At 59.6% G+C, this 292-nt stretch carries 1 protein-coding gene and 1 pseudogene; both read right to left on the reverse strand.

Annotated features, from left to right (window positions below):
• A pseudogene (locus tag EN851_RS37985) lies at nt 1-73 on the reverse strand (MarC family protein); the annotation flags it as partial.
• Nucleotides 74-109: 36 nt separating this feature from the next.
• A partial coding sequence (locus EN851_RS36915) for a hypothetical protein (protein WP_210234964.1) occupies nt 110-292 on the reverse strand: 183 nt, incomplete at its 5' end.

A 292-nucleotide genomic window follows, 5' to 3' on the forward strand; every position in this document is an offset into this window, starting at 1 on the left:
GCGCCAACCCCGGCGGGTCGATGGTCACCAGGATGGTGACGAAGGCGTTGAACAGGCTGTCGAAGCTCGGCATCGCTGGTCCCCTCCCGCCGGGCGACGCCCTAGCTCTTCAATTGGTAGAGCAAAGCGGGAGCGGTGGGAACAGCCGGAAGGGGATTTCAGCCGGATAGAGCGCGATGCAGGTCAATAGAAAAGTCGGCATCCGCTCTATCTGTTTACTTAGCCACATTTCTGCGACGCCAAGTGATTCCACTTGGCTGCAGATGCTCAGTCCGCTTTGCCGCAATAGGCC

This window comes from Mesorhizobium sp. M8A.F.Ca.ET.208.01.1.1, from assembly GCF_004791315.1.
Taxonomy (GTDB): Bacteria; Pseudomonadota; Alphaproteobacteria; order Rhizobiales; family Rhizobiaceae; genus Mesorhizobium.